16 protein-coding genes and 1 pseudogene are annotated in these 24,302 nt (G+C 52.2%); 14 read left to right on the forward strand and 3 right to left on the reverse strand.

Features of this window, described 5'->3' with window-relative positions; genetic code table 11:
* Positions 1–197: 197 nt before the first annotated feature.
* From ABWV47_RS08305 to ABWV47_RS08350, 10 genes and pseudogenes are all read left to right on the forward strand, one after another.
* Positions 198–1,562: a CmpA/NrtA family ABC transporter substrate-binding protein gene (locus tag ABWV47_RS08305; RefSeq protein WP_353310642.1), complete on the forward strand. Its 1,365-nt coding sequence runs from the start codon at positions 198–200 to the stop codon at positions 1,560–1,562.
* A gap of 164 nt (positions 1,563–1,726) precedes the next feature.
* Positions 1,727–2,809, forward strand: coding sequence for an ABC transporter permease (locus ABWV47_RS08310; RefSeq protein ID WP_353310644.1), 1,083 nt, complete (start codon positions 1,727–1,729; stop codon positions 2,807–2,809).
* 5 nt (positions 2,810–2,814) lie between these two features.
* Positions 2,815–4,494 (forward strand): ABC transporter ATP-binding protein, encoded by a 1,680-nt coding sequence (locus ABWV47_RS08315; protein ID WP_353310646.1) that lies wholly within the window; start codon positions 2,815–2,817, stop codon positions 4,492–4,494.
* A gap of 3 nt (positions 4,495–4,497) precedes the next feature.
* Positions 4,498–5,775: pseudogene (locus ABWV47_RS08320) on the forward strand (NAD(P)/FAD-dependent oxidoreductase); the annotation flags it as partial.
* Between the two features lie 71 nt (positions 5,776–5,846).
* Entirely contained in the window at positions 5,847–8,471 is a 2,625-nt protein-coding gene (locus tag ABWV47_RS08325) for a molybdopterin-dependent oxidoreductase (protein ID WP_353310648.1), read from the forward strand.
* A 379-nt stretch (positions 8,472–8,850) separates the two neighbouring features.
* The gene (locus ABWV47_RS08330; RefSeq protein ID WP_353310650.1) at positions 8,851–10,434 is read left to right on the forward strand and encodes an ABC transporter substrate-binding protein; all 1,584 of its coding nucleotides are present in this window, start codon (positions 8,851–8,853) and stop codon (positions 10,432–10,434) included.
* A gap of 1 nt (position 10,435) precedes the next feature.
* The gene (locus ABWV47_RS08335) at positions 10,436–11,395 is read left to right on the forward strand and encodes an ABC transporter permease (protein ID WP_353310652.1); all 960 of its coding nucleotides are present in this window, start codon (positions 10,436–10,438) and stop codon (positions 11,393–11,395) included.
* Positions 11,396–11,406: 11 nt separating this feature from the next.
* Entirely contained in the window at positions 11,407–12,228 is an 822-nt protein-coding gene (locus ABWV47_RS08340) for an ABC transporter permease (RefSeq protein ID WP_353310654.1), read from the forward strand.
* Positions 12,225–13,862: an ABC transporter ATP-binding protein gene (locus ABWV47_RS08345; RefSeq protein WP_353310656.1), complete on the forward strand. Its 1,638-nt coding sequence runs from the start codon at positions 12,225–12,227 to the stop codon at positions 13,860–13,862. The genes ABWV47_RS08340 and ABWV47_RS08345 overlap by 4 nt, the downstream gene beginning before the upstream one ends.
* Before the next feature lie 127 nt (positions 13,863–13,989).
* A complete protein-coding gene (locus ABWV47_RS08350) occupies positions 13,990–14,826 on the forward strand; it encodes an alkaline phosphatase family protein (protein WP_353310658.1) in 837 nt (278 codons plus the stop codon).
* Positions 14,827–14,834: 8 nt separating this feature from the next.
* Here ABWV47_RS08350 and ABWV47_RS08355 read toward each other — a convergent pair whose 3' ends face one another.
* Positions 14,835–16,160 carry an aspartate aminotransferase family protein gene (locus ABWV47_RS08355; protein WP_353310660.1) on the reverse strand — a complete coding sequence of 442 codons (1,326 nt, stop codon included), beginning with the start codon at positions 16,158–16,160 and terminating at the stop codon, positions 14,835–14,837.
* A gap of 7 nt (positions 16,161–16,167) precedes the next feature.
* On the reverse strand, positions 16,168–16,986 hold the full coding sequence (locus tag ABWV47_RS08360; protein ID WP_353310662.1) for a beta-keto acid cleavage family enzyme: 819 nt from the start codon (positions 16,984–16,986) through the stop codon (positions 16,168–16,170).
* A gap of 112 nt (positions 16,987–17,098) precedes the next feature.
* Between ABWV47_RS08360 and ABWV47_RS08365 the strand changes: the two genes are divergently transcribed.
* The 4 genes from ABWV47_RS08365 (at position 17,099) to ABWV47_RS08380 (ending at position 22,124) form a co-directional block, all read left to right on the forward strand.
* Positions 17,099–17,965 carry a MurR/RpiR family transcriptional regulator gene (locus ABWV47_RS08365; RefSeq protein WP_353310664.1) on the forward strand — a complete coding sequence of 289 codons (867 nt, stop codon included), beginning with the start codon at positions 17,099–17,101 and terminating at the stop codon, positions 17,963–17,965.
* Positions 17,966–18,008: 43 nt separating this feature from the next.
* Positions 18,009–18,971: a TAXI family TRAP transporter solute-binding subunit gene (locus ABWV47_RS08370; RefSeq protein WP_353310666.1), complete on the forward strand. Its 963-nt coding sequence runs from the start codon at positions 18,009–18,011 to the stop codon at positions 18,969–18,971.
* Between the two features lie 81 nt (positions 18,972–19,052).
* Positions 19,053–21,686 (forward strand): TRAP transporter permease, encoded by a 2,634-nt coding sequence (locus ABWV47_RS08375; protein ID WP_353310668.1) that lies wholly within the window; start codon positions 19,053–19,055, stop codon positions 21,684–21,686.
* A gap of 12 nt (positions 21,687–21,698) precedes the next feature.
* Positions 21,699–22,124 (forward strand): universal stress protein, encoded by a 426-nt coding sequence (locus ABWV47_RS08380; RefSeq protein WP_353310670.1) that lies wholly within the window; start codon positions 21,699–21,701, stop codon positions 22,122–22,124.
* 68 nt (positions 22,125–22,192) lie between these two features.
* Here the strand turns inward: ABWV47_RS08380 and ABWV47_RS08385 are convergent, their stop codons facing one another.
* Positions 22,193–24,178, reverse strand: coding sequence for a CocE/NonD family hydrolase (locus tag ABWV47_RS08385; protein WP_353310672.1), 1,986 nt, complete (start codon positions 24,176–24,178; stop codon positions 22,193–22,195).
* Between the last annotated feature and the right edge of the window lie 124 nt (positions 24,179–24,302).

Raw genomic sequence — 24,302 nt, forward strand, 5'->3', positions numbered from 1 at the left:
GACTCAGCGGCACGTACCGCCAAATGTTCTCAACGCGGAACAAGGTCGTTTCGCTGATCCTGCCCCGAATGACCGGGGACCTTCCTGAGCAAAGCCGCTCGACCTGCCGGAGTTCCTCCCTCGGCATTGGTCGCGCGGTTTTTTTCGTTTTTTAGCCCTCTCCTCCACCAAGAAGGGCACAACATAGGGACTGCAATATGCAACGCATCGCTTCGATCCTGGCTGCCACGACTCTGTTCGTGACGCCAGCAATGGCAGAACTGGAACTTGAAAAGGATGAGCTGACCTTCGGTTTCATCAAACTCACAGACATGGCGCCATTGGCGGTTGCATATGAACAGGGCTACTTCGACGACGAAGGTCTGTTTGTAACCCTCGAAGCACAAGCGAACTGGAAGGTTCTACTGGACGGGGTGATCGACGGTCAACTGGACGGCGCGCACATGCTGGCTGGTCAGCCATTGGCTGCCACGATCGGTTACGGCACAGAGGCCCACATTATCACACCATTCTCAATGGATCTGAATGGCAACGGCATAACCGTATCCAATCAGATTTGGGAAGAAATGAAACCACACGTACCGTTGATGGACGATGGTCGTCCACAGCACCCGATTTCTGCATCAGCCCTGAAGCCAGTTGTCGAAAAATACACCGACGAAGGTAAGCCCTTTAACATGGGCATGGTGTTCCCCGTCTCCACACACAACTACGAGCTGCGCTACTGGCTCGCTGCTGGCGGCCTAGAGCCGGGTTTCTACTCTCCTGAAAATATCACCGGCCAAATCGGCGCCGACGTGCTGTTGTCCGTGACACCTCCGCCACAGATGCCCGCCACTATGGAAGCTGGCACCATCTACGGCTATTGCGTGGGTGAGCCTTGGAACCAGCAGGCCGTGTTCAAAGGTATCGGAGTTCCAGTCATCACCGACTATGAACTTTGGAAGAACAACCCTGAGAAGGTTTTTGGCCTTAACGCCGAGTTTGCCGAGAAATATCCAAACACCACACTGGCAGTGACCAAAGCGCTGATCCGCGCGGCCATGTGGTTGGATGAAAACGACAACGCCAACCGCGAGGAAGCTGTAAAAATTCTCAGCCAGCCTGAATATGTGGGTGCGGACTACGACGTGATCGCCAATTCCATGACCGGCACGTTTGAGTATGAAAAAGGCGACAAGCGCGACGTACCCGATTTCAACGTATTCTTCCGCTACAACGCAACTTACCCATTCTACTCCGATGCGATTTGGTACCTAACACAAATGCGTCGCTGGGGTCAGATTGCCGAAGCCAAGCCTGACAGCTGGTATGACGAAGTTGCAAAGTCTGTCTACAAACCTGCGATATATCTGGAAGCCGCCAAGCTGTTGGTTGACGAAGGTCTAGCAGATGCAGCTGATTTCCCTTGGGACAGCGATGGCTACAAAGCACCTACTCCGGCAGAAGATGTGATTGACGGTATCGCTTACGATGGCCGAGCACCAAATGCCTACCTAGATAGCCTGCCAATCGGCCTGAAAGGCGACCAGCGCGTCGTCGGCACCGAAGTGCAGGGTTAACCCCAACACTCCCCGCGGGACGGCGGGTGGGGCGAGGTGCCAGAAGGGCACCAAGCGTCCCCACCGTCCCGCACCTTTTTGTTCGAAATCACACCTCCGCAAAACAGCCGCGATACTGACGCAATACCGATGTCAGAAATCAGCGACTTAGCTAGGACCCAGACATGACCACAATCGACCCGCAAAACTTGGCTGATGAAGACCGCGAAGCCCGCCGCGCGCGCCTCTTCACCCGCATTAACAAGGCCGACGCCTGGTTTCAGGTCATCGGTCTCAGTTTTATCACTCCCATTCTGAAAGCCGCTGCTGGCGACAACCCAAAGGCACAAGCCGCTGAAATCTGGCGTCTTTTGGGCGTTCCTCTGCTCGCAATTGCAGTTTTCCTGATGCTCTGGGCCAACTTCGCGCCCAAAGTGCAAACGTCGCTCGGCGCGGTCCCTGGACCCAGCCAAGTATGGTCCGAAGCCGTCTTGCTGCACAAAGATGCTCAAGCCAAAGCCGCAAAAGAGACCAAGTTTCTTGAGCGCGTCGAAGCCCGAAACGCCAAGTTCATCGCCAATGGTCAGCCAGAAAAAGTCAAAGATATCAAGTACACAGGCAGTCCAAGCTACTACAATCAGATCTGGACCTCGATCAAAACGGTGTTCTTTGGCTTCCTAATAGGCACATTTATCGCCGTTCCGATCGGGATCATGGCAGGCCTCAGCCCCTACGCAAACGCAGCTGTGAATCCACTGATTCAAATCTTCAAACCGGTCTCACCGCTTGCTTGGCTGCCCATTGTCACAATGGTCGTTTCCGCCACCTACACAGTGGATGACGGTCTGTTCTCCAAGTCTTTCTTAACCTCCGCGATCACCGTAACCCTTTGTTCCCTTTGGCCAACTTTGATCAACACCGCACTTGGCGTGGCCTCCATCGACAAAGATTTGGTGAACGTCTCCAAGGTTCTGAAGATGAACACTTACACCAAGATCACCAAGCTGGTGCTGCCCTCAGCCCTACCACTGATCTTCACCGGTCTGCGCCTGTCGCTTGGTGTCGGCTGGATGGTTTTGATCGCTGCAGAAATGCTGGCGCAAAACCCAGGACTTGGAAAATTTGTCTGGGACGAATTTCAAAACGGCTCCTCCAGCTCGCTCGCAAAAATCATGGTTGCAGTCTTCACGATTGGCATCATCGGCTTCCTGCTTGATCGCCTGATGTACGCCATCCAGTCACTTTTCACCTTTTCCTCTAACCGGTGATCGACATGAGTGTTCTTAAAATTGACAATGTCTCCAAGAGCTTCGGCGTAGGCACTGCCAAGACCGACGTTCTTAAAAACATCAACCTGGACGTTCAGGAGGGCGAATTCCTTGTGCTCTTGGGCTTCTCTGGCTCCGGCAAAACCACTCTGATCAACCTTCTGGCAGGCCTAGAAAAGCCAACCTCTGGTCAGGTCACATTCAAAGACAAACCCATCACCGGCCCCGGCCCAGAACGTGGTGTGATTTTTCAAAGCTACTCGCTGATGCCTTGGCTCACCGTGAACGGAAATGTCCGGCTCGCGCTGGACAGCGTTTTCCCGAAAATGTCGAAAACTGAGAAAGAACAGAAGGTTGACCACTATATCAAGATGGTTGGTCTCTCCCACGCCGCAACGCGTCGGCCCGCAGAACTCTCCGGCGGCATGCGGCAAAGGGTGAACGTTGCGCGCGCCCTTGCCATGAACCCCGAGGTCCTCTTGCTCGATGAGCCCCTGTCTGCGCTCGACGCTTTGACACGTGCCAATCTTGCTGATGAAATCGAAGCAATTTGGAGCACAGAGAAAAAGACCTGTGTGCTTATCACCAACGACGTAGACGAAGCCATCATTCTGGCTGATCGCATAATCGCTCTAAATCCTGACGGCACTCTTGGCGAAGAGTTCAAAGTAGACATACCGCGCCGCCGAGACCGTATGGAGATGAACCACCATGACGGGTTCAAGACCCTGCGGGCACAAATCACCAAATATCTGATGGATGTAGGGATTGCCGCGAAGTCGGAAGGGACAAAGATCTTGCCCGACATCACGCCCATTCATGGCGTGCCCTCGGCCGTAAAAGATGCCCAAAAGGGTATGATTGACCACAACTTTCTAGATTTTTCACAACTTCACAAAGTCTACCCTACTCCCAAAGGCCCCTTGACCGTTGTTGAAGACTTTGACCTCAAAGTTCAGCGCGGTGAATTCATCTCGTTGATTGGTCACTCTGGCTGTGGCAAGTCAACCGTTTTGACAATGGCAGCAGGTCTGAACCCGATCTCAAAAGGCGGCATTCGGCTGGATGGTCGTCATGTCGAAGGTGCCGACCCAGAACGTGCTGTGGTTTTCCAGTCTCCAAACCTTTTCCCCTGGCTTTCCGCGAAGGAAAACGTGGCGATTGGCGTGAACAAAGTCTACCCAAAGTCCAGCCAAGGCGAACGTCAGGACGTCGTTGAATACTATTTGGAGCGCGTCGGTTTGGCGGACGCCATGGACCGCCCAGCCCACTCAATGTCTAATGGCATGAAGCAACGCGTCGGGATTGCGCGCGCTTTTGCACTCAGCCCGAAACTCCTGCTATTGGATGAACCTTTCGGAATGCTCGACAGCCTCACACGCTGGGAATTGCAGGAAGTTCTGATGGAGGTCTGGGACCGAACCAAAGTAACGGCAATCTGCGTGACACATGATGTGGACGAAGCGATCCTGTTGGCCGATCGTGTGGTGATGATGACCAACGGTCCACAAGCAACCATTGGCAAAATCGTAGACGTTGATCTCCCACGCCCTCGCACGCGCAAGGCACTTCTTGAGCATCCCGACTATTATAGCTATCGCCAAGAGGTTCTGGATTTTCTTGAAGAGTATGAGCACGGCGCAACACCCAAAGCCAAGCCTTCAAAGGCCATTGCCGCGGAATAATCCATGCCTCAGAAACTCATCATCATCGGTGCCGGAATGGCTACGGGGCGTGCACTCGAACATCTGTTTGAGATTGCACCCGAAGCCTATCAAGTCACGCTCTTCAACGCCGAGCCGCGTGGCACATACAATCGTATAATGCTGTCTCTGGTTTTAACGGGAGACAAGTCATTTGATGACATCCTCACGCACACAGACGAGTGGTACGAAGAGAAGGGGGGCGTCTGCCGCTTCGGTGAAGAGATCATCAATATTGACCGTTCGTCCAAGACTGTAACCTCGGATACCGGCGACGTTGTCAATTATGATAAGTTGATTATCGCAACAGGATCAAACCCGTTCATTATTCCCCTGCCCGGTCACGATCTTGAAGGTGTGATCGCCTATCGCGATCTCGATGATACCAACACTATGATAGCCCTTGGCTCAAAAACCAAAGCCAAAGCTGTCGTTATCGGTGGTGGTTTATTGGGTTTGGAAGCCGCTGCCGGTCTTGCGATGCGCGGTGTCTCTGTGACCGTCGTTCACATCATGAGCCATCTTATGGAGCGACAACTTGATGAAGCTGCTGGGTCTCTCCTAAGCAAGGAACTGACGAACAAGGGCATAACAGTGAAATGCGCTGCGAATTCCAAAGAAATTCTTGGAAAGCACGGCCGAGTTAAAGCTCTTCTGTTGGACGATGGCACTGAACTTCCCTGTGATTTGTTAGTCATGGCCGTGGGCATACGCCCGTCGGTAGCTTTGGCTGTAGAGGCAGAATTGGCGACCGGACGCGGCATTCTCGTTGACGACCACATGGTGACATCCGACGCAAGCATCCTGGCGCTTGGCGAATGCGTTGAGCACAATGGAGATGTATTTGGTCTCGTAGCGCCGATTTTCGAACAGGCTCAGGTGCTAGCCAAAACGTTGGCTGGGCAAGAAGCACGCTTTGTAAACACCGAAGTTGCGACAAAATTGAAGGTAACCGGCTGTGATTTGTTCTCTGCTGGCGACTTCTCCTCAAACGACGACCGCGAAGACATTATCTATCACGACCCAGCTCTCGGCGTTTACAAGCGCTTAGTAATTGAGAACAAACGCATTGTTGGCGCTGTCATGTACGGAGACACCCAAGACGGCACCTGGTTCCACCGTCTGATTACAGGTCGCGATGACATCTCTGCCATGCGGGAAACCCTGATTTTTGGACCAGCCTATCAAGCGGACGCACCCCCGGACCCCATGTTGGCCGTTACAGCCTCACCGGCTAACGCAGAAATCTGCGGCTGTAGCGGCCCAACCGAAAGCCCGGACATGAACGCCAAACACGTGAACGAAAGCAATGCGTTGCATGATCGGACTGCCGCATGAGTAAAACCATCTCTACAACTTGCCCTTACTGCGGAACCGGTTGCGGTGTTCTTGTTACGCCACAAGTCAATGGTGAAGTCAAAGTCGAAGGCGACAGAAAACACCCCGCCAACTTCGGGCGATTGTGTTCCAAAGGCTCGGCATTAGGAGAGACAACGAACCTTGAAGGGCGATTGCTGACTCCCCAGATTGGGCACATCCCAGCCACTTGGGACAACGCGTTGGACTTAGTTGCCGAAAAATTCCGTGCTGCCGTCGCAGAATATGGCACAGATTCCGTCGCGTTCTATGTCTCCGGACAACTGCTCACAGAGGACTACTATGTCGCCAACAAATTGATCAAAGGGTACCTTGGAACTGCTAACATCGACACAAACTCTCGCCTTTGTATGGCCTCCACCGTTGCGGGGCACAAGCGAGCCTTTGGAACCGACACCGTACCAGGCAACTACGACGATCTTGAACAAGCCGATTTAGTTGTTTTAACAGGATCAAACCTCGCTTGGTGCCATCCTGTTTTATATCAACGCATCGCCGCTGCAAAGGCCACCCGACCATCAATGAAAGTTGTGGTAGTGGATCCTAGACGCACAGCGACGTGCGACATAGCAGACCTACATTTACCCCTACGTCCAGGAACAGATATCGCGCTATTCAACCACCTTTTGGCGCAGGCACATGAACACGGAGCCGTAGACAGCCTCTTTGTAAGGGAACATGTATCAGGCTTTGACGCTGCTTTGGACACGGCCAGTTCCACAGATGTTGCTGTCACAGGACTTTCAGACGAGGAAACACGCGCCTTCGTTTCATTGTGGCTCGCCAGTGAGAAGGTGGTCACGGTTTTTAGTCAAGGCGTCAATCAATCCGATCACGGCACCGACAAAGTTAACAGCATTATCAACTGCCATTTGGCAACCGGGCGCATAGGGAAACCTGGGATGGGGCCATTTTCTGTTACCGGACAGCCAAACGCGATGGGAGGTCGTGAAGTCGGGGGCCTAGCAAACATGCTGGCAAGCCATTTGGACATCGAAAATGAAGGGCACCGAGATCTGGTTCAGGGGTTTTGGCAATCACCAACAATTCCAAAGAACGCAGGCCTGAAGGCTGTTGATCTGTTCCAAGCGGTAAATGAGGGAAAGATCAAGGCTCTGTGGGTGATGTGCACCAATCCTGCGGTGAGCATGCCCGATGCGGCCTTTGTGCGTAAAGCGATTTCGAATTGCGATTTTGTGGTAGTATCCGACATGTTCGCGAGTACGGACACTGCCAAATTGGCTGATGTGGTGCTACCCGCTACAGGTTGGGGTGAAAAGACAGGTACCGTCACGAATTCAGACCGGACAATCAGTCGCCAACGGGCGTTTCTTACGCCTCCGGGCGAGGCGCGTCACGATTGGCAAATCATTTGTGATGTCGCCAAAAGGCTCGGGTTTGAAAACGGGTTTGACTTTGACTCACCAGCCCAAATTTTCCGCGAACATGCCGCGTTGTCTGGCCTTGCATCTGACCAAGGAAAAGACTTCGATATCTCTGGTCTCGCCGGCGTTTCAGATGAAGACTATGAGAGTTTCACGCCCACGAGATGGCCAGTATCTGCAAACGGAAGAACCAAAGATCGATTTTTTGCCGACGGTGAGTTCTTCACGTCTAGCGGACGCGCAAATATGCTTTCTGTTTCGCAACCGGAAACAACGATCCACGAAACGAACACCCCATTCAGATTGAATACGGGACGTGTGCGCGATCAATGGCACACGATGTCTCGGACTGCAAAATCGGCCCGTTTAAACCAGCACTATGGCGAACCGTTCCTCGAGATTCATCCGGAGGACGCGATGTCGTTGGGGCTCCGCCCCGCTGATCTGGCAGTTGTCGAAAATACATTCGGCAGAAATGTTTTAAGGGTTCTCGTTACGGATCGCGTATTGGTAGGGGATGTTTTTGCACCGATTCACTGGACCGCACAACATGCGTCGAACGCACGGATTTCAGATGTGGTTGCGCCTGCGACCGATCCAGTTTCTGGCCAACCTGACAGCAAAGCTGCAAAAGTCGCGATACGCCCGTTCGCTCCAAAATGGTATGGTCTTCTGGTGTCTCATAAAGAGTTATCGCCAAGCACAAGCTACTGGGCGAAGTCCCAGACAACTACCGGATGGCAAATCGAGATCGCTCACGACACAGTTCCAAAGTGCTGGGAAACTTTCGCGCGTGACGCCTTTGATGCACCAGACGCTGACGTGTCGAGCGTTTTGGACGCGGCCAAAAACCATGCACGTGTCGCACTGCATACTGGAGGTCAATTGATTGGTGCACTGTATACCAGTGATCGACCAGTGTCTGTATCGCGCGAGTTTACAACCTCGTTGATCGGAACAAACAGACCCGGTGCATTGCACGGAAGGCCCAGCGTGGACCAACCAGATCCGGGCCCAACGGTATGTGCATGTTTTAACATTGGCGCCAACACCATTTTGGACGCTATTCGAACGCAAGATTTATTGTCTGTCCAAGCAATCGGCAAAGCACTCTCAGCAGGAACCAATTGCGGTTCCTGCAAGCCAGAATTGGCTGCGCTCCTAAATGGTGCTCGAGGTCGCGCTGCGGCTGAATAAATCAACCTCGCCAGTCTTTCTACAAAGCAGGAAGACAAGCCGCCAAGTCGGCTTCACGCCAACAATCGTTCTTTTTGCGTGAGTCGGTGACGAAATTCTCATAGAGTTGCCGCTACGTCAGTCGCTCCGAATTAAGAAAAAAGCGCGTCCAAAACTACGTATCGCAAAAACCCAATCTGGTTACGGATCATACAAAAGCGACAAAAATGTCGGTTTCAAAGCGCGACACGACGCTTTATGGACAAATTGGTCAACACGTTGTGGCGTTCGACTGAGGAAAAAAGAAACTTGTTCGCTCGTTCAAATTTTTTCTTGCTTTGTGACGCTCACGAACCGCAGCATGTGAAAAAAACTACAAAACCAACATGGGAGTATCCTGATGAATGACGAACTGAAGTACTTGAGCCGACAAACCGCTTTGGGCAGCTTGTCCCGCCGTAAGTTCCTTGGTCGCGCTGGGGCATTGGGTGTCTCCGCAGCAGCCGCAAGCACGATGCTTTCGAGCGCGGTACATGCTGCTGGTGCGCAGAAGGGCGGTACTTTGCGGATTGGTCTGCAAGGTGGCTCGACAACTGACAGTCTGGATCCAGCGCTGGCGGCAAACACAGTCGCAGTAAACGTCATCCGACTTTGGGGCGAGCCACTCGTAGAGCTCACTGACGATGGTGGCCTGCAAGGTAAAGTCGCTGAGAGCTTCGAAGCTTCGGCTGACGCCAAGACCTGGACCTTCACCGTCCGTAGTGGCATCACATTCTCCAATGGCCAGAGCGTGACCGCCGCAGACGTTGCAGCCACTCTGGAGCGCCACTCCGGAGAAGAAACCAAATCGGGTGCTCTTGGCCTGTTGCGAGACATCAAAGATATACGTGTCGACGGCAGCAATGTGGTCATTGAACTTGGTAATGCGAACGCTGATCTGCCTTACTTGATGACAGACTACCACTTGGCGATTCAGCCGAATGGCGGCAAGGACGCCCCTGATGCCGCAATCGGCACCGGCCCCTACGTCATGAAAGCAATTGATATGGGTGTTCGGTTTGTCGCCGAGAAAAACCCAAATTACTGGGGTGATCTAGGCAACGCCGAAACCATTGAACTCTTGGTTATCAACGACAACACAGCTCGCGTCGCTGCGCTGCAATCAGGACAAGTCGACATCATCGACCGGGTTCCACCACGTACAGCAGGTCTCGTAGCGCGCGCACCCGGCATCACAGTGGCATCAACCGCCGGTCCTGGCCACTATGTATTTATTGGGCACACAGACACTGCGCCTTTTGACAATCCAGATCTAATGATGGCTCTGAAATATGGTATTGACCGTGAAGAAATGGTCGACAAGATCCTCTTCGGCTATGGTTCGGTTGGCAACGACTCTCCAATCAACGCGGCATATCCGATGTTCAGCCAGTTGGAGCAGCGTCAGTACGACCCCGAAAAAGCCGCAGAACACTTTAAGAAGTCTGGCCATTCCGGTTCCATTCTTCTCCGCACGTCTGATAACTCGTTCCCGGGCGCACCTGATGCAGCCGCGCTGCTGCAACAATCTTTGAAAGCAGCAGGCATCGAACTGGAAATCAAACGTGAACCGAACGATGGTTACTGGTCTGAAGTCTGGAACAACAAGCCATTCTGCACCAGCTATTGGGGTGGCCGTTCCACCCAAGACCAGATGTTCAGCACCGCGTACCTGTCAAGCGCCGACTGGAACGACACTCGCTTCAAGAACGATCAGTTCGATCAGCTTTTGATCGCCGCTAGGGGTGAACTGGATCTGGCGAAACGCACGCAGATGTATGCCGATATGGCGACACTGGTTCACAACCAATCGGGTTTGATCTGTCCTATGTTCAACGATTGGGTGGACGCTTATAGTGATCGCCTTGGCGGATGGGTCGAAGGCGTCTCTGGTTTCTCTGTTATGAACGGCTACGCAGCTACGCGTATGTGGGTGACAGGCTGATATGTCGCTCCTTGTAAAACTACTGACCCAGCGCATCGCGCTGGGTCTGCTTCTCCTGTTCTTCGTCTCGATCCTGATTTTCGCAGGCACGATGATCTTACCTGGAGACGTCGCCCAGCAGATCCTGGGGCAATCCGCGACACCTGAAGCTTTGGCGAACTTACGCGAAGAGCTCGGTGTCAACACCCCCCCGATAGAACGATATCTAGACTGGCTTGGGGGCTTGGTGACTGGCGATCTCGGCACCGCACTCACATCTGGGCAAAACATCAATCAAGCGATCGGACAGCGGTTAGAAAACACACTTTTCCTCGCTTTTTGGGCCGCAGTCATTGCTGTGCCTTTTGCGATTTTTTTAGGTTTGCTTGCTGTACGTTTTCGCGAACGGCTACCTGACAAGCTTATCTCTGCTACAACGTTGACAACTATTTCGATGCCCGAATTCGTTATCGGTTACATTCTGATGTTTATCATCGGCGTGAAACTGGCATGGTTTCCGCCAACCGCTGTGGGGTATCGGCCTGAGGCAGACTTGTTGACACGGCTCAATTCGGTCGCGCTTCCGATCATGGTTCTGACTCTTGTGGTCCTCGCTCACATGATGCGTATGACCCGCGCCGCAATTTTGAATGTGATGCAGTCTGCCTATATCGAAACCGCTGAATTGAAGGGTCTAAGCAGTTTTACTGTAATCCGTAAACACGCGTTCCCGAATGCAATTTCTCCGGTGGTAAACGTGGTGATGCTCAACCTTGCTTATCTGGTGGTTGGGGTCGTTGTTGTCGAAATTGTCTTCAGTTACCCGGGCATGGGCGGCTACTTGGTGGATCACGTGACCAAACGCGATATCCCCGTAGTACAAGCGTGCGGTGTCATATTTGCTGCAATCTACATCGGGCTCAACATGATCGCTGACATCGTTTCGATCTTGGCAAACCCACGCATCAGACATCCGAAGTAAGGGAAAAAACAATGTTAAAGAACATTCCCATTGCTGCGTTTTTGGGGCTGGGAGCAACAGCTACACTGTTTCTGCTGGCAATTTTCGCACCACTAATCGCACCCTATGGATATGATGAAGTTGTCTCAAATAGCTTCTGGGACCCGTCGAGCTCGGAACACCTGCTTGGCACAGACAGCATCGGCCGAGATCTACTGAGTCGAATGATCTTCGGCTTGCGAACAACAATTTGGATTGCCACTTTGGCCACCTTGCTGAGCTTCATAACCGGCTCTGTTTTGGGCTTCCTGGCCGCTGTTGTTGGTGGTTGGGTCGATCAGGCCTTATCACGCTTTGTCGATCTTGTGATGTCGATTCCGTCACTGATCCTTGCACTGGTCATCCTTTCGGTGACGCCAGTCACAATAGGCGTGCTTATTCTCATAATGGGCCTTTTGGACGCCACACGTGTCTACCGTTTGGCCCGCGCTGTGGCGGTAGATATCAATGTAATGGACTACGTGGAAGCCGCCAAGCTACGGGGCGAAGGACGTATTTGGATCATTTTCCGTGAAATTCTACCCAACGCGTTGTCGCCACTCGTAGCTGAGATGGGACTACGTTTCATCTTTATGGTACTCTTCATCTCAACCTTGTCATTCTTAGGACTCGGCATCCAGCCACCTGCGGCAGATCTTGGCGGCATGGTCCGTGAGAATTCCGAAGGTTTGACCTATGGCATTGGCGCAGCGCTATATCCAGCACTCACCATCGCCATACTTGCCATTTCTGTAAACCTTGTGGCTGATTGGGTTTTGAACCGCACCACCTCATTGAAAGGAGGCCGCGGATGAGCGAAGCACTTCTCAAAGTTCGCGACCTAAAAATCGGCGCAACTGTTTACCCGCCTGGCGAAAAACCACACGATATTGAAATTGTGCACGGCGTGAGCTTTGACCTTCAGAAAGGTCAGGTTCTTGGACTAATTGGGGAATCTGGCGCCGGCAAATCCACTATCGGATTGGCTTCAATGGCTTATGGTCGTGGGGGCGTAAAAATCACCGGGGGCGAAGTCTGGGTGAATGGTAGAGATATTCTCCAAACGGGCCATTCAGATATCCGCAAACTTCGAGGCGGAGAGGTTACATATGTCAGCCAATCTGCCGCCGCATCTTTCAACCCGGCCAAAAAAATCATGGATCAAGTGGTCGAAGCTGCGATCTTACAAGGTAAATTCTCTAAGCGCGCAGCCGAAGCTCGTGCCATAGAGCTCTTTCGAAAGCTCGGCCTACCTGATCCTGAGACAATAGGTAACCGCTATCCGCACCAAGTGTCCGGTGGGCAACTGCAACGGTGCATGACCGCCTTGGCGCTTTGCCCTGAACCTGATTTGGTCGTTTTTGACGAGCCCACCACAGCACTCGACGTGACTACCCAAATCGACGTCCTTATGGCTATCAAAGAAGCCATTCGGGACACTGGCGTAGCAGCTTTATACATCACACATGACCTAGCTGTAGTGGCCCAAGTGAGCGATGATATCTTGGTACTTAAGATGGGAGACATGGTAGAGTATGGCTCTGTAGATCAAATTATCAATTCGCCGCAAGAAGAGTACACCAGAGCTTTGGTGTCGGTTCGATCAATTGATCATGAGGAAAAAACGCCAACATCTGAGCCTGTGCTGAAAGTCGAAAACATCACTGCACGCTACAAAGGCACAAATTTTGACGTTCTCAAGAACATCAATGTGGAGCTGCATGCTGGGCAGACACTTGCCGTTGTTGGTGAAAGTGGTTCTGGGAAATCAACCCTTGCACGCGTGATCACAGGTCTCCTTCCACAAAGCAAAGGGAACATCCATTTTGCCGGACGTGATCTCTCCAAAAGCCTAGATGGTCGATCTCGTGAAGATCTGCGCGAGTTGCAAATGATCTATCAAATGGCAGATGTTGCGATGAACCCACGCCAGACCGTTGGTACGATCATTGGTCGGCCGCTGGAGTTTTACTTTGGTCTTCGTGGCGCAGAGAAGCGCAAACGGATTGAGGAGCTTCTGAATGAAATCGAGATGGGAGAGGGTTTCATTGATCGCTACCCAGCAGAGCTGTCTGGTGGTCAAAAACAGCGTGTTTGTATTGCCAGGGCACTGGCTGCAAAGCCAAAGATGATCATCTGCGACGAAGTCACGAGCGCTCTGGACCCCCTTGTGGCAGATGGCATTTTGAAATTGCTTCTGGACTTACAGAAGATTGAGGACGTGGCTTATCTATTTATCACTCATGATTTGGCAACCGTAAGGGCCATAGCGGATTCTATTTCCGTGATGTACCGGGGCGAAGTGGTTCGTTACGGTGGCAAAACCGATGTGCTAAGCCCTCCGTACGACGATTATACCGACCTCCTGCTTAGCTCTGTTCCGGAAATGAAACTGGGCTGGCTAGAAGAAGTTATCGCCAGCCGCAAAATGGAAAGCGCTGGCAATTGACAGCATCTCGCTTGCTCACGTCCAATTGAACAAAAAGACGGCGCCATATTGATGCCGTCTTTTTTAATTCAATGAATTTGAAGCGTCGTAGCATTGGGTGGCGTTTCTGCGTCACAAGGAATGAAAAATGACCCCGAAATTACTGCTCATCATTTTGGACGGTGTACCTTGGCGCAATTGGGAACGATTGTTTGGCAACCTTGAAGGATGGGTTGCTGATGGCACCGCACAAAAATGGAAAATGCGTTCGGTCTTGCCTTCAACCTCTGCAAGTTGCTACGCATCTATTCATACAGGCGTGACGCCGCAGGAACACGGCTGTACCGGAAACGGGAATGTCTTCCGTCTCAAACAACCGGATGTATTTTCACAGGTGTGCAAAGCGGGCGGTGTGACCGGAGCTGTGGCACATTCTTTTTGGTCCGAGTTTTTCAACCGCCACCCTTTTGAGTATGTCCGTGACATCGAATACGATGAGCCCGAAAGCGACACAATCAACCATGGCCGCTTTCACACAATGACGGGATACGGCACTGCGAACCAGATGACCCCATCAGACATTGATTTGTTTGCGACGCTCACAAGCCTCTGCGTCAGACATAATTTGAACTACGGGCTTCTCCACACATGCACGCTTGACAGCATGGGCCACCGTTTTCAGCACGAGAGCCATGAAATGGATCATGCTTGCTTCGTGATGGATGAGATGCTTGCCCGCTTCATCATGAAATGGCGCGCGATGGGATTTGAGGTCATTGTGACTGCGGACCATGGTCAGGACGCGCGTGGTCACCATGGAGGCCATAGTGCAATTCAACAGGACTTTGCACTCTACTACTTCGGGGACTCTGAGGGTTTGTCGGCGAACACTGAGCTGAACCAATTGCAATTGGCGCCAACCATTTTGTCACAGTTAGGGGCTGAAATTCCTCCAAGTATGCAGGCTAAGCCCTTCCTGAAGTAGCGATGTTTTTATGTCGGCAATACGTCTTGAAAGGCGCACTTGACCGCATCACAAATGAGATCGATATGGGTATCTTCCATGATAAAAGGCGGTGCGAGCAGGAGGTGCGCGCCGGATTTTCCGTCAATTGTGCCACCCATTGGGTAGCAGATCAGCCCTGCGTCAAACGCTGCGGCCTTTAATTTTGCGGGTAATCCAAGTTCGGGGTCAAACGGTTTTTTGGTTGCCCTGTCGGCGACCAATTCCAGTGCCAGAAACAGACCGCGGCCGCGTATATCCCCCACAAAAGGATGTGCTCCAAATTGGTCGGTAAGAGCCGCCTTCAGTTTGGCTCCCATAGGTGCTACGCGCTCTGCCACGCCATCGTCTGTCAGACGTGTCAGAACGGCTAACGCTGCTGCAGCTGCCGTTGGATGACCATTGTAGGTGTGGCCATGTTGGAAGAAACCGGAGCCATCACGAATGGCGTCATAAATCTCTGATGTACACAGCATTGCGCCCACAGGCTGATATCCCGCTCCCAACCCTTTGGCCACGGCACATATGTCAGGCTCTACGCCATCTTGTTCACATGCAAACAGCGTTCCGGTGCGCCCCATACCACACATAACTTCATCAAGGATAAGAAGAACACCGTACTTATCACATATATGCCTGATCGTCTTGAAGTACCCTTCCACCGCGGGAACAGCCCCTAAAGTTGCGCCAACAACTGGCTCCGCAACAAATGCTAAAACGTTCTCAGCCCCAAGGGACTCGATCTTCTGTTCCAACTCTAGTGCCACGCGCTGTCCATACTCCCACGCACTCTCCTGGTCCGTTTTTTCCCGATAGGCGTAACACGGGGAAATGTGGTGCGTGTCCATCAACATCGGTGCGAACGGCTCGCGCCGCCACATGTTGCCACCGGTCGCCAAGGCTCCCAACGTATTGCCATGGTAACTCTGCCGTCGGGCGATTACGTGTCTTCTGTCTGCCTCTCCCTTCTCCAATGCAAATTGACGTGCAAGCTTCAATGCACTCTCCATTGCCTCTGACCCGCCAGAGACCAGATAAACGCGATCTAATCCCTTTGGAGCATGAGACACCAATTTTTGCGACAGTGCCTCCGCAGGCGCCGAGGAAAAAAATCCCGTATGGGCAAAGGCTACCGCGTCCACTTGATCTTTGATTGCACTTATCACTGCCGAGTCAGAGTGCCCGAGACATGAAACTGCCGCGCCACCGGAACCGTCAAAGTATGCCTTGCCGCTTTGATCAAACAGGAAAGGACCTTCCCCTCTGGCAACAACAGGAAGGGTCTTCTTGCAATGTCTCGGAAATATGTTGCTCACTTTGAGGCTACCTTCTGAAAAGGGGACGGGCTAAACTTTTAGCAGCTTCTACAGCGCGAAAGATGTTCTCCGCGTTGTCCAAAGCCAACTCGCCGTCAGGGCGATAAAAATTGTTTTCAAAGCCAATACGGATGTTCCCACCTAGAGCCATTGCGGATTTGGCGACCTCATGCTCCGTATGGCCAAAAGCGCAGATCATCCAGCTCTCGCACAGCGGCAATGCCGCTTTGAGAAAAGGGGGCAACTCTTCAACCTGCGCCACTCTCGGCGGAGCGTATTGGCCCAACACCAAAAGCACGTCACAGCCATCTCGATCAATGAGACCGGCCTTTTGCCAAACGCTCAATTGTGCAGCGTCCTGTGCGTCGTATAAAATATGTTGCACGTGGATACCTGCTTCTCTTGTCAACCCGTAGACGGCATGCGCCAAATGAGTATCTCTTGCGATTTCGCGCACCGAAATGCTTGCTGCTTTGGGAACCAAGACACGTAAGGTATGCAGTTGATCGGGTACTTCAAAAAGACCAGCGGCTTCGGTTGTGACTTGAATAGCCATCTCTGGAACACTTTCATGGATCGCGGAAATGGCTTCACGGTATCGCCCTGGATCCAATGTATGAACGCCTTGATCATCCCTGACGTGCAGATGAATTTCGTCCGCGCCGGCGTTGAAACAAGCCTTTGCTGTTTGCACCAATTCGACAATTGTAACTGGAAGAGCTGGATGGTCCTTTGACCCTCGACGAGCGCCGTTTGGAGCAGAAGTGATCTTTATAGGGATTTCGCCAAATGCAGGCGGTGCATCTGATGTTGATTGACCAATCATTGTCAGTTTCCTCTTCAGCAACATCAAAGAATCAATGCGACACTGAAACAAACGTTTCACATATTGACACGAACTAAAACAAATGGATAATTTGTGTCAAGTGGAGGGATTCGTGAACACAGCTAGCCATCTTCAAGAGCGAGTTGCAGAAAACTATGCCGACCTGAGCGCCAAGTTGAGAGAAGCGGCAGATTTCGTCGTAGCCAATCAAATCGATGTGGCAGCACGCTCTTTGCGATCCGTTTCTTCTTCAAGTGGAGTTTCCCCTGCCACGTTGTCCCGCTTGGCCAGAGTTTTGGGGTTTGAAAGCTATGAAGACTTGCGTGAGCTATGCCGAACTACAGTGAGCGGGCACGGGCTCTCCTTTTCAGAACGGGCTGACCGTCTAAAAAAAGATGCCAACGCAACTTCGTCGATACTGGAGCAGCAATCCGCAGCCTGTATGCACAACATCTCAAAAATGTGCGAAGAGCTCGACCGTTCCCGATTGCAGAGTGCGGTTGGCGCAATGGCTGATGCCCGATCAGTGGTTCTTTTTGGAGCCTTTGGATCCACCGGAATCGTCGAATACATGGCTTATTTGGCAAACTATTTTAGCACCAATTGGACACTGGCTGGCCGGATGGGAGCCTCGCTCGGAGCATCTCTTGCATCTATGAAGCCGCAAGACGTCCTTCTAATTGTGACCAAAGCGCCTTACGCGTCGCGCGCAATGCTTGCTGCAGAGGCAGCAAGCAAACGAGGAGCTTCTGTCATCGTCATCAGCGACAGTCATGCCTGTCCTGCTATCAAACACGCAAAATTCCCCTTTATTGTTCCATCAGAAAGTCCACAATTTTTTTCGTCCTACACTGCAACTTTGACCTTGATGGAAACAATGGTAGCCATGCTGGTAGCGCAAACTGGCGAGTTGGCCAGCGAGCGTATCCGCGATGTAGAGGCGCAAAACAAATGCCTCGGCGATTTTTGGACCGACTAAGTAAAAACAAAACTACACACTATCATCAACTAGGGAGCCTAAGATGATTTCGAAACTGAAACTGGCGGGGGCCGCCATTGTTGCCTCTATGAGCTTTTCTGCTGGCGCTTCAGCGCAAGAGTTTGTCTCGATCGGTACCGGCGGCGTTACCGGCGTATATTATCCAACTGGCGGGGCGATTTGCCGTTTGGTCAACAAAGGCCGTAAAGAACACGGCATCCGTTGCGCAGTGGAGTCTACTGGTGGTTCGGTGTATAACATCAACACCATCAAAGCTGGCGAACTTGAATTCGGAGTCGCGCAGTCTGACTGGCAGTATCACGCTTACAATGGCACTTCAAAATTCGCTGACAATCCGTTCCCAGAAGTGCGTGCGGTGTTCTCAGTGCACCCTGAACCATTCACTGTAATCGCAAGGTCTGATGCAGGCGTGAACAGCTTTGCTGACCTGAAAGGCAAACGTGTCAACGTTGGCAACCCGGGTTCTGGTCAACGAGCCACAATGGAAGTGGTCATGGACGCATATGGCTTCTCAATGGACGACTTTGCACTCGCAACCGAGTTCAAGGGCTCCGAGATGGCAAAGCAGCTGTGTGACGGCAACATCGATGCGATGATTTACACTATCGGTCACCCTGCCGCGGCGATCAAAGAAGCAACCACCACCTGTGATGCCAACTTGGTGAACGTGACTGGTGCAGAAATCGACAAGCTGGTCGCCGATAACTCCTTCTACCGTGTCACAACTATTCCTGGCGGGATGTACAAAGGCACCGATGGCGACATCACCACTTTTGGCGTTGGCGCGACCTTTGTAACATCTGCAAAAATCTCAGAAGATGTTGTCTACGTCGTCGCTAAATCCGTGATGGAAAACATCGAAGACTTCCGCAAGCTTCACCCGGCATTTGCAAATCTGGATCCTGCAGAAATGGTAAACGATGGCCTGAGTGCGCCGCTGCATCCCGGTGCCGAAAAAGCCTATATGGAACTTGGCCTCAAGTAAGCGCTAAGCCACACAATACGTCATTCGGATGCGCCCCCATTTGGTGGGCGCATTTGTAACATTGGTTCAACGGGGACAAAAATGGCTCAAGATCATCAGCACGATGGCGCCGTAGCCGCAGACGCAATGGTAGCAGAAGTCGATACCGGGGCGCGTAATGCTACCGGTTTTCAAGGCAAGCTCATTATTGCGATTTGTATTATCTGGTCGCTTTTTCAGCTCTATATAGCTTCAAAATTGCCGGGCATGATGGCCCAGCTCACAGGGATTTCCGACTTTGCAAACGTGGTGGGTCAAGCGCGATATATCCACCTTGCATTTGCAATGTCACTGGCAATTTTCGCCTTCCCAATGTTCCGTACTTCCCCACGAGACCGCATCCCACTTTATGATTGGGGACTGTTGGCTTTGGGGGTCAGCGCTTGCCTCTACCTCGTTTTCTTCCGCTACCAAATTGCAGATCGGCCCGGGCTATGGACCAACACAGATATCATCATGTCCGCGATTGGCATGGTTGTGTTGATGATCTGCGTTTACCGGGCTCTTGGGTTGCCTTTGGTTATTATCGCTGGAGCGTTTGTCGCCTTTGCTTTTTTTGGTGGTTATTCCGAATGGGTCCGCGAAATCACCAACTACGGTGGTGCGTCGCTTTCTAAGGCGCTTGGTCACTACTGGATGCAAACCGAGGGTGTGTTTGGCGTCGCTCTTGGCGTTTCCACATCCATGATCTTCCTGTTCGTGTTGTTTGGTGCACTGCTTGACCGCGCAGGTGGCGGCAACTGGTTTATCAAGGTTGCGATTGCCTTATTGGGCGCTCTGCGCGGTGGACCAGCTAAAGCCTCCGTACTCAGTTCTATGATGACGGGCATGATCTCGGGCAGCTCTATCGCAAACACCGTGACCACAGGGACATTTACCATCCCACTGATGAAGCGCATTGGGTTCCCTGCCGAAAAGGCTGGCGCAGTAGAGGTGGCCTCCTCAACCAATGGTCAGCTGACACCACCAGTCATGGGCGCAGCGGCCTTCTTAATGGTTGAGTACGTCAATATTCCTTACATTGATGTGGTCAAGCATGCCTTCTTACCTGCCGTCATTTCCTACATCGCACTGCTCTATATTGTGCACCTTGAGGCATTGAAGATGCAAATGCAGGGCCTCAAGAAAGCGGGCCGTCATATCGGCCCGATAATGATTTTGGTTTTGTTTCTAACTGGATTTATCGCACTGGGGGCACTGACCTTCCTGATGATCGGCATTCGCAGCGTTCTGGAACCTATTGTGGGTGACAGCATCTATATTGCGGTTGCCCTCGTCGCGGCCATGTACATTGGCCTTCTGTTTGTGGCGTCAAAGTATCCAGATGTGGCAATGGACGATCCTAACGCACCACTTGAAGCTCCTCGGCTGACTCCAACACTTTTGGGCGGCGCATACTACGCTTTGCCGATTTTCATACTCGTATGGAATTTGATGGTGAAAACAGAGTCCCTCGATAGGCTATCGCCCGCACTTTCCGCATTCTGGGCAACGATTTTCATGATTGTCGTTGCGGTGACACACAGACCAATCAAAGCGTTCTTCCGCGGCGAAACTGCGCTCAATACCGCGTTTTCTGTCGGTTGGCAGGACTTTGTCCAAGGCTTGATCATGGGCGCGCGCAACATGATCGGGATTGGTGTCGCGACGGGTGCTGCCGGTATAATTGTGGGTACCATCAGCCTCACCGGCGCGCACCAAGTCATCGGGCAGGTAATCGAAGTGATCTCAGGTGGCAACCTGATTGTCCTTCTACTGTTGGTTGCCGTTCTCAGCCTGATCCTAGGAATGGGGCTTCCAACAACAGCAAACTACATTGTGGTGAGCTCTCTAATGGCCCCAGTAATAGTTGGTGTGGGTGCACAGGCCGGTCTAGTCGTTCCTTTGATCGCTGTGCATATGTTCGTGTTTTACTTCGGTATTCTCGCGGACGACACTCCGCCGGTGGGCTTAGCAGCCTACGCCGCAGCAGCGATCTCACGCGGAGATCCGATCAAAACCGGCGTTCAGGGCTTTGCCTATGACATCCGAACAGCGCTTCTCCCATTCATGTTTATCTTCAATACCGATCTCTTGCTGATAGACGTCAGCCTTGGAAAAGCAGTCATGGTATTCTTTGTGGCGCTTATTGCCATGTTGATTTTCGCAGCGGCAACCCAAGGCTACTTCATAGCGAAGTCAAAACGTTGGGAAAGTGCTGCGTTGCTTTTCATCGCGTTTATGTTGTTCAGGCCAGATTTCTTTTTGGACCAAGTTTCCGAAAAGTACAAAACGGCCACTGGCCCCGAAGCGGTGCAAATCGTCGGCACCCAACCCGAAGGCGCATTGATCCGCTTCATGGTGGAAGGTCCGGATTTCGATACGGGCGAAAATCGAAGAACAACGGTGACGATGGTGTACCCGGGCGGCGATCCAAGTGCTGCCATGTCAGATAATGGCCTGGCTGTGTTGGAAGAAGAAGGTAAACTGCTTCTGGAAGAACCGTTTCCCGGCACGCCTTACTTCGGTCAATTGGGCACTGAGTACGACTACTATGGTGACCAGCCCGTGGTGATCTCTCAGGTACAGGTGGAAAACGAGCGTTTACCAAAGGAGCTCTTTTTCATACCAGCCCTGCTTTTGCTCGCCGGACTAATGTTCATTCAGAGCCGTCGCGCGACACAACCTGCGTTTTAGGGAGTAGAGACCATGTTTAAGACTCTTTTGCTGACAGTGGATGTGAACGACTTAAAGGGCTCAGAGCGTCCGGCTGCTGCCGCCAAGCAAATGGCGGTGGCAAATGGTGCAGACTTACACGTGATGAACGTTGTGCCGGACTACGGCATGTCAATTGTAGGATCTTTCTTTAGCCAAGATCACAATAAGGCCATCCTTAAAGAAGCCAAAAACGCTTTGGAAAGTTGGGCGCATCAGACCCTGAAAGAACTGCCCAATGTACGGCTGCATGTGGATCAAGGGACAATCTATGACTTGGTGCTTCAAGAAGCTGGCAAAGTCGGCGCAGACGCCATCTTTGTTGGCGCGCACAAGTCCCATCTGAAGGACTATCTTATAGGCCCTAACGCTGCACGTATTGCTCGGCACGCAACCCAATCAGTGTTTGTCGTTCGATAAATTCATCAAGCCGAGAAAGAAAAAGCCCGCATTCAGTTGCGGGCTTTTTTTGTTGCAGGGAATATGGATTATTGCCGCGCGACTGAGCTTTCCCATGTCTTCTCAAAAATCTCTTTATCATTTTCAAATGTCTTGAGACCTGACGAAATTAGGAAGTTCTCACCGTCGGTACGCATCTTTATTTCTGCCTCAACTTTGATGCGCCAGCCATCTCGCTGCATCGTTCTAAGCCAAACGAAATGACTTTCTGCAGAGCAGGGATCATTTTCATTAATCGAAAATCGCTCGCGCAACCTCGATCTCATCGTCAAGCCAGTATTGGGGTCTCTCACTTCCCCCGTGTCGTCTTCCACATCTAACACCAAGCCTGCACCGACCTGGCTCCGGATCAAATTCCTATGGCGACTGGCCGCTTTCAACTGCTCGGTTTTCACAGGCGGGGCGGAGCGAGGTTCATCAAAAGCAACAGAATACTGGCTGCTTTCACTCCGCACCGGTAGTTCCAACACGCCACTTTCGAGGCGCAGCGTTGTAAGCTCCGCCTCTGGCCAAATGTAGGGCCAATAGCTGGACGACAGAGCGACTCTAAGAGAGTGCCCAGCCGGGACTCGATAGGCACAATGATCAAATTGAATCGTCGCTGGGACGACCTGCCCTGCCGGCAAATCTTTAAAACGCTCAAAGCCCTCCCGATGCCTCAGATTCAAAAAGCCATGCGTGATCAGTGTGCTCTTTCCGTCGGGGTGCACATCACACAAACGGACAGCAATTTGAGCCTTTGGCGTGTCCGAGATGACCTGAATGCGCAACTTAGGGGCACCGACAATATCCTTTGCGGAGTGCAGTTGACCCAATTCAAAACAGCATGAAAGAGCATCATCGACCCGTTGGTCATCAGGAAGCTCTGCAGCGCCGCCATGCGGGAAGTATTCGCCTGCTGCCTGACCACAAAACAGGGCCGGGTGGATGGTACGCGCCGCTGCACCTTCAGACAAAACCAGATCCCGCCCTACCAAATGCCATTTTTCTAAGGGCGCCTGCACTGCACTCCTATCATCCCCAATCCACTGTCCGGGCCGCACCTCATAGTCGGGCTGCGGAGGCACGCTGTCCATAAGCCAGCGGCGCATGATCGGTAAGTTCTCGACATCATTTTTCTCACCTTTCAACCACCTGTCCCACCATCGGAGCATTTCACCCAGAAAGTCGATCCGAGGCGCAGGGACTGCGAAATGAGGATATTTATGGTTCCACGGCCCGATCAGCCCATGCACCGGAGCTTCTAAATTGTCGACCAAGTGCCCGACCGTGTTGCGGTAGCCATCGTGCCAACCGCCTACACTCAGCACCGCGGCTTTGATTGCGCTAAAATCCTCGCAAACGCTCCCATGTTGCCAATACGCATTGCGGCTCTGGTGCTTGACCCATCTTTCCGCAAGAAAGGGAGTGTTCTCCAGCCTTGCAAACCACATTTCGCGCCAGCGTTCTCCGACAACTTGTGGGTCCGGAGGCAATGCGAACCATGCGAGAACTGTGGCCGCCCAAGCAACGTTTTCTCCTAACATCGCACCACCTTTGTAGTGAATGTCATCAGCAAACCTGTCGACCGTGGAACATATGCTAACCACTGCTTTCAAAGGCTCTGGCGCAAGGGCTGCGACTTGCAGCCCATTAAAACCACCCCAGCTAATACCCATCATGCCCACGTCACCTGAACACCAAGACTGAGCCGCCAACCACTCTATGACGGCGATACAATCTGCCATTTCCTGCGGAGAGTACTCGTCGTCAAACAACCCTTCGCTGTCACCACAGCCACGCATATCAACACGAATGCAAACATACCCATGTCCGGCCAGATAGGGATGCGTCAGTGCATCTCTCTCTGAGGTGCAATCGCGTTTGCGATATGGTAGAAACTCTAGAATTGCTGGGACCGCCTTGTCGGTGACGGGCCGCCAAATACGGGCCGATAATCTGACACCGTCAGGCATCGGAATCCAGATGTGTGGCGTCTCGGTCGTTTCAAACGGAAACGTAGTTACTGTATGCATGCTGTCTCCTATCTGTATCACGACAGTGCGGGTCACTTTTTTGATTGCAACCCCTATCACGCACTTCAGGGCGAACCACTCTCCAGTCAGACATTGCTCTCGAAACGTATCCCGTTAAGTTTTG

This window comes from Shimia sp. NS0008-38b (assembly GCF_040370365.1).
In the GTDB taxonomy this organism is placed as follows: domain Bacteria; phylum Pseudomonadota; class Alphaproteobacteria; order Rhodobacterales; family Rhodobacteraceae; genus Shimia.

Coding starts and splice junctions, on each gene's coding strand:
- ABWV47_RS08315 (WP_353310646.1), top strand. CDS start 2,815: ATGAGTGTTCTTAAAATTGACAATGTCTCCAAGAGCTTCGGCGTAGGC.
- ABWV47_RS08335 (WP_353310652.1), top strand. CDS start 10,436: ATGTCGCTCCTTGTAAAACTACTGACCCAGCGCATCGCGCTGGGTCTG.
- ABWV47_RS08345 (WP_353310656.1), top strand. CDS start 12,225: ATGAGCGAAGCACTTCTCAAAGTTCGCGACCTAAAAATCGGCGCAACT.
- ABWV47_RS08305 (WP_353310642.1), top strand. CDS start 198: ATGCAACGCATCGCTTCGATCCTGGCTGCCACGACTCTGTTCGTGACG.
- ABWV47_RS08310 (WP_353310644.1), top strand. CDS start 1,727: ATGACCACAATCGACCCGCAAAACTTGGCTGATGAAGACCGCGAAGCC.
- ABWV47_RS08370 (WP_353310666.1), top strand. CDS start 18,009: ATGATTTCGAAACTGAAACTGGCGGGGGCCGCCATTGTTGCCTCTATG.
- ABWV47_RS08380 (WP_353310670.1), top strand. CDS start 21,699: ATGTTTAAGACTCTTTTGCTGACAGTGGATGTGAACGACTTAAAGGGC.
- ABWV47_RS08360 (WP_353310662.1), bottom strand. CDS start 16,986: ATGATTGGTCAATCAACATCAGATGCACCGCCTGCATTTGGCGAAATC.
- ABWV47_RS08340 (WP_353310654.1), top strand. CDS start 11,407: ATGTTAAAGAACATTCCCATTGCTGCGTTTTTGGGGCTGGGAGCAACA.
- ABWV47_RS08325 (WP_353310648.1), top strand. CDS start 5,847: ATGAGTAAAACCATCTCTACAACTTGCCCTTACTGCGGAACCGGTTGC.
- ABWV47_RS08375 (WP_353310668.1), top strand. CDS start 19,053: ATGGCTCAAGATCATCAGCACGATGGCGCCGTAGCCGCAGACGCAATG.
- ABWV47_RS08350 (WP_353310658.1), top strand. CDS start 13,990: ATGACCCCGAAATTACTGCTCATCATTTTGGACGGTGTACCTTGGCGC.
- ABWV47_RS08385 (WP_353310672.1), bottom strand. CDS start 24,178: ATGCATACAGTAACTACGTTTCCGTTTGAAACGACCGAGACGCCACAC.
- ABWV47_RS08330 (WP_353310650.1), top strand. CDS start 8,851: ATGAATGACGAACTGAAGTACTTGAGCCGACAAACCGCTTTGGGCAGC.